Annotated in this window: 4 protein-coding genes and 1 tRNA gene; all 5 read right to left on the bottom strand. The window is 42.8% G+C overall.

The features are described 5' to 3' along the window. Window positions 1–176: 176 nt before the first annotated feature. Window positions 177–265: transfer RNA gene (locus M72_RS07100), tRNA-Ser, on the bottom strand. 92 nt (window positions 266–357) lie between these two features. After that, window positions 358–912: a Fe-S-containing hydro-lyase gene (locus M72_RS07095; protein WP_022044919.1), complete on the bottom strand. Its 555-nt coding sequence runs from the start codon at window positions 910–912 to the stop codon at window positions 358–360. Window positions 913–924: 12 nt separating this feature from the next. Beyond that, window positions 925–1,770 (bottom strand): fumarate hydratase, encoded by an 846-nt coding sequence (locus M72_RS07090; RefSeq protein ID WP_055067723.1) that lies wholly within the window; start codon window positions 1,768–1,770, stop codon window positions 925–927. Next, the gene (gene gyrA / locus M72_RS07085; protein WP_055067722.1) at window positions 1,767–4,268 is read right to left on the bottom strand and encodes a DNA gyrase subunit A; all 2,502 of its coding nucleotides are present in this window, start codon (window positions 4,266–4,268) and stop codon (window positions 1,767–1,769) included. Before gyrA ends, M72_RS07090 begins: the two co-directional genes overlap by 4 nt. A gap of 14 nt (window positions 4,269–4,282) precedes the next feature. Next, window positions 4,283–6,217, bottom strand: coding sequence for a DNA topoisomerase (ATP-hydrolyzing) subunit B (gene gyrB, locus M72_RS07080; RefSeq protein WP_022044922.1), 1,935 nt, complete (start codon window positions 6,215–6,217; stop codon window positions 4,283–4,285). Window positions 6,218–6,233: the final 16 nt, after the last annotated feature.

Raw genomic sequence — 6,233 nt, 5'->3', positions numbered from 1 at the left:
ATCAATGTTCGTTGTTGTTATTTCCAACAGCTTGTATATTTTATCATATCTTCAAGTCGTTGTCAACAACTTTTTTATTTTTCTTTGTTGTCTCTCAAACGCGACAACTCTGATATCTTATCATGTTTGTCATTGTTTGTCAACAACTTTTTTCATTTTATTTAGAAAATATAGAGCGGAGAAGGAGGGATTTGAACCCTCGCGCCGGTCAACCCGACCTATACCCTTAGCAGGGGCACCTCTTCGGCCACTTGAGTACTTCTCCAGATACTTTCTATATAAAATTACGTCCTTACGTGACGCATTGTTTATTCTACTAAAAACAGTCCTTTTTGTCAACCTCTTTTTTAATTTTTATTATATTTCTGATGCAAATTTCTTAATTGACGTCTCATATAGATTATTTCCATCCTGATCGATTACTACAATGGCCGGAAAATTCTCTACATATAACTTTCGGATTGCTTCTGCACCAAGATCTTCATAACATACAATCTCGGATTTTCTGATACACTTTGAGAGCAGAGCACCTGCTCCACCTACTGCTGCAAAATAGACTGCATGATTGCGGATAATAGCGTCTATAACCTCTTTTGATCTCTTTCCCTTGCCAATCATTGCTTTTTCACCAAGATCAAGCAGGGTAGGGGCATACTTATCCATACGAGTGGCTGTAGTTGGTCCCGCAGATCCAATCGGACGTCCTTCACGGGCAGGAGAAGGACCCATATAATATATTGTTGCATCTTTGATATCAATCGGTAATTGCTCTCCCCGATCCAATGCTTCTATCATCCTCTTATGTGCGGCATCCCTTGCTACATAGATTGTCCCTGTGATGTATACATAATCCCCGGAATGAAGTTTTTTTGTCACTTCTTCTGTGATGGGTGTTGTAATATGCTGATCCATACCTGTTCCTCCTTATATCGTTCTGACTGCATGACGATTTACATGGCAACAGATATTAACTGCCACAGGAAGCCCTGCAATATGTGTCGGATAAGTATTTATATTAACAGCAAGGGCAGTAGTGGTTCCACCTAATCCTCCCGGTCCAATACCAAGCTTATTGATTTTTACCAGCATTTCTTTTTCCAGATCTGCAACATAAGGAATCTTAGAATGTTCATTTACCGGCCTTGTCAGTGCTTTTTTGGCCAGAATTGCACATTTTTCAAATGTTCCGCCGACTCCAACACCAACTACCATTGGAGGACACGCGTTTGGTCCTGCATCTTTTACGGCAGTAAGAATCGCATTTTTTACTCCGTCTATTCCATCCGCAGGTTTTAACATGAAAATACGGCTCATATTTTCACTTCCAAATCCCTTCGGAGCAAATGTAATCGTCACCTTATCTCCGGGAACAATCGAATAGTGGATAATTGCCGGTGTATTATCTTTCGTGTTTTCACGAAGAATCGGGTCCGCTACAACGGATTTACGGAGATACCCTTCCGTATAACCCTGGCGCACACCTTCATTGATTGCATCTTCCAGCCATTGCCCTTCAAAATGCACGTCCTGACCGATTTCTACAAAAAATACAGCCATTCCGGTATCCTGACAGATAGGAATCATTTCTTCTCCCGCAATTTTAAGATTTTCCTGCAGCTGCAGAAGAATTTTTTTTCCAAGTTCGGATTTTTCTTCTTCTGCAGCCTTTTTCATGGCATGTTCCATATCTTCCGCAAGAAAATGATTCGCTTCAATGCACATTTCTTTTATATTTCTTGTGATTTCTTCTGTCTGTATGGTCCGAATCATGATGGATCACCTTCCGTCTCATTTTCTTCTGTTGCTTCTTCTTCCGGTGGCATCAGTGATTTATCTTCTACGACTCTTGCAATGCTTGCAACCGTCACACCACTTTTGAGATCAATCAGTTTTACACCAGAGGTTACACGTCCCAGTAATGCCGTATCGTTTACGCGAATTCGAATGATGATTCCTTCTGTTGTAATCAACATCAGTTCATCATCTTTTACGACAGACTTCACTCCGATCAGATTTCCAGATTTTTCTGTGATTTTATAGCATTTTACACCTTTTCCACCACGGTTCTGTGTTGTAAACTCATTGATCCGTGTACATTTTCCAAGACCGTTCTCCGATACGATCATGACGGACTCTCCCTGGGAAGCCATCTGCATGGCGATTACTTCATCTCCGGCAGTAAGGTTCATTCCAATGACTCCCATTGTCGTACGACCGGTTGCACGGACATCGGCTTCTTTAAACCGGATACACTGTCCATACCGGGTAAATAACAGAATTTCTTCATCATCCCCGGTAATTTTTACTTCGATCAATTCATCATCATCACGCAGACTGATCGCTGCCAATCCTGTTTTCCGGATATTTTCATAGTCCAGCACGGAAGTTTTTTTCACTATTCCGTTTTTGGTTGCCATAAACAGATATTTATCCTTCTCATAATCTTTGATCGGGATCATTGCGGTAATCTTTTCATCCGGCTGTAACGGAATGATATTGATAATTGCGGTTCCACGGGAAGTCCGGCTGGCTTCCGGAATTTCATATGCCTTAATCCGGTACACACGTCCCATATTGGTAAAGAACATCAGGTAATGATGAGAAGTTGTCATAAGCATTTCCACAATATAATCATCCTGGATGGTCTCCATTCCCTTAATTCCCTTACCGCCACGGTGCTGACTCTTGAAATTGTCGGTTCCCATGCGCTTGATATAGCCAACCTTTGTCATGGTAATAACCGTATTGGTTTCCGGAATCAGATCTTCCATGGAAATATCAAACTCATCGTATCCGATCTGGGTTCTTCTGTCATCGCCATATTTATCTGCAATTTCCAGAATTTCTGTGCGGATAACTGCAAGAAGCTTTTTCTCATCTGCAAGAATCGCCTTAAGTTCCGTGATCTGTGCCATGAGATCTTTATACTCGTTTTCGAGTTTCTCACGTTCCAAACCGGTCAGGGTCTTCAGACGCATGTCAACAATTGCCTGTGCCTGTGCATCGGATAATCCAAACCGCTCCATCAGGGAATTCTTTGCGTCTGCAGTTGTACGGCTTCCGCGAATAATGGAAATCACTTCATCAATGTTGTCTAATGCAATGATCAATCCCTGTAAAATATGCGCACGTTCTTCCGCCTTGTTCAGGTCAAATCTGGTACGTCTTGTGATAACCTCTTTCTGGTGAATAAGATAATAGTTAAGTAATTCATATAAATTCAGAATTTTTGGCTGGTTATCCACAAGCGCAAGGTTGATAACACCAAATGTATCCTGCATCTGTGTGTGTTTATATAATAAATTCAAAACAACACTTGGATTTACATCTCTTCGAAGCTCAATAACAATGCGCATGCCTTCGCGGTCAGACTCGTCCCGAAGATCTGTAATTCCATCAATTCTTTTATCTTTGTGCAGTTCTGCAATTTTTTCAATCAGTCTGGCTTTGTTGACCAGATACGGAAGTTCGGTTACAACAATACGGTTTTTTCCGTTATCCATCGGTTCAATATCTGTCACAGCACGTACACGGATTTTACCACGGCCGGTCCTGTATGCCTCATTGATACCGGCAGTACCCAAAATCACACCTCCGGTTGGAAAATCTGGTCCCTTGATGATGTTGATTAATTCATCAATGTCGGTCTCTTTCTCCTCAATATCGTTGTCAATTAATTTCACAACGGCATGAATGACATCCCGCAGATTGTGAGGAGGAATATTTGTTGCCATACCGACCGCAATACCTGTCGTTCCGTTTACCAGAAGGTTCGGGTAGCGCGCCGGAAGTACGGTAGGTTCTTTTTCTGTTTCATCAAAGTTCGGGGTAAAGTCAACGGTATCTTTGTTGATGTCCCGGATCATCTGCATGGAAATTTTTGAAAGCCTTGCCTCTGTGTATCGCATGGCGGCAGCACCGTCTCCATCCACAGAACCAAAGTTACCATGTCCGTCGACAAGTGGATATCTGGTCGACCACGGCTGTGCCATGTTGACAAGTGCCCCGTAAATGGAGCTGTCCCCGTGCGGATGGTATTTACCCATCGTATCCCCGACAATACGCGCACATTTACGATGTGGCTTGTCCGGTGTATTACTCAGTTCGATCATGGAATACAGGACACGCCGCTGTACCGGCTTTAATCCATCCCTGACATCCGGAAGCGCACGGCTTGCGATAACGCTCATCGCGTAGTCGATGTAGGAGGTTTCCATCGTTTTCTTCAGGTCAACCTGTTGAATTTGGTCAAATATTTTATCGTCCACTGATCTGCTCCTCCCTAAATATCAAGATTCTGTACATACTTGGCATTTTCTTCTATAAATTCCCGTCTCGGCTCTACTTTATCACCCATCAGAGTCGTGAATGTTACGTCAATTTCCGATGAACTTTCGTCATCCATCATAACCTGTTTTAAAATCCGGTGCTCCGGATCCATGGTGGTTTCCCATAACTGTTCCGCATCCATCTCACCAAGTCCTTTGTAACGCTGGATCTTATTATTCTGATCGCGCCCGATTTCCACAAGAATATTGTTTAATTCTTCATCACTGTATGCATACCAGACATTTTTGTTTTTCTCAATTTTGTAAAGCGGCGGGGTAGCAAGATAAACATGTCCCTGCTTAATAAGCTCCGGCATAAAACGATACAAAAATGTCAGCATGAGTGTTGCAATATGTGCACCGTCCACATCGGCATCTGTCATAATAATAATTTTGTTATAACGCAGCTTGGATATATCGAAATCTTCATGAATTCCGGTACCGAACGCCGTGATCATTGCCTTAATTTCGGCATTATCATAAATCCGGTCGAGTCTTGCCTTCTCCACATTTAAAATTTTTCCGCGAAGCGGGAGAATTGCCTGTGTTGCACGGCTTCTTGCGGTTTTTGCTGAACCGCCGGCGGAATCTCCCTCAACGATAAAGATTTCACAATTTTTTGGATTTTTGTCGGAACAATCCGCAAGTTTTCCCGGAAGGGCAGTACCCTCAAGTGCTGTCTTTCTTCTTGTCAGATCACGTGCTTTCCGGGCTGCCTCTCTGGCACGCTGGGCCAGCAGCGATTTTTCACAGATATTTTTGGCCACATCCGGATTCTGCTCCAGAAAATACGTCAGCTGTTCCGTAACCACAGAATCTACAGCACCACGTGCCTCACTGTTTCCGAGTTTCTGTTTGGTCTGTCCTTCAAACTGTGGCTCTTCAATTTTGATACTGATAATTGCTGTCAATCCTTCACGGATATCATCTCCGGTAAGTGCCGCATCGCTGTCTTTTAAAATTTTTGCTTCCCGCGCATACGAATTAAACGTCTTTGTCAACGCATTTCGAAAACCGGCAAGATGTGTTCCACCTTCCGGCGTAATGATGTTGTTAACAAAACTAAACGTGGAATCGTTAAAAGAATCATTATGCTGCATTGCAACTTCCACGTAAACTCCGTCACGATTTCCCTCACAGTAAATAACTTCCGGATATAACGGTTCTTTTCCGCGGTTTAAATACTCCACAAATTCCTTGATTCCACCGGCATAATGGAATTTATGATTATGCAGACTATCTTCCCTCGTGTCTTTTAATGTAATGCATAATCCTTTTGTCAGAAAAGCAGTTTCTCTTAAACGCTGTTTGAGCGTGTTGTAATCATATACGGTTTCTTCAAAGATTTCCGCATCCGGCAGAAAATGAACCTTTGTACCGTGAAGTTGTGGATCACAGTCCCGGACTGCCGCTACCGGTCCATCCGCTTTTCCTCTCTTGTAACTTTGCATATACACTTTTCCGTCATGATATACTTCAACCGTTAACCAGGCGGAGAGGGCATTAACAACAGAAGCACCTACTCCATGCAGTCCTCCGGATACTTTGTATCCTCCGCCGCCAAACTTTCCGCCTGCATGCAGAACAGTAAACACAACTTCCAGTGCAGACACACCGGCTTTGTGATTCATTCCGACAGGAATTCCACGTCCATCATCTTCAACGGTTATGGAATTATCTTTTTCTATGGTCACCTCAATGTTTTTACAATAACCGGCAAGTGCTTCATCTACCGCATTATCAACAATCTCATAGACCAGATGATGCAGTCCGCGTGCAGATGTACTTCCGATGTACATTCCAGGTCTCTTTCTGACCGCTTCGAGTCCTTCAAGAATCTGAATCTGATCTGCGCCATATTCCTGATTATTATTTGTTAATTCGCTCATCAATTTCCTCCTCATC

Source organism: Roseburia faecis (genome assembly GCF_001406815.1).
Classification (GTDB): domain Bacteria; phylum Bacillota; class Clostridia; order Lachnospirales; family Lachnospiraceae; genus Roseburia; species Roseburia faecis.
The sequence above is the reverse complement of the archived record's forward strand: the minus strand, read 5'-3'. Positions and strand labels throughout refer to the sequence as shown.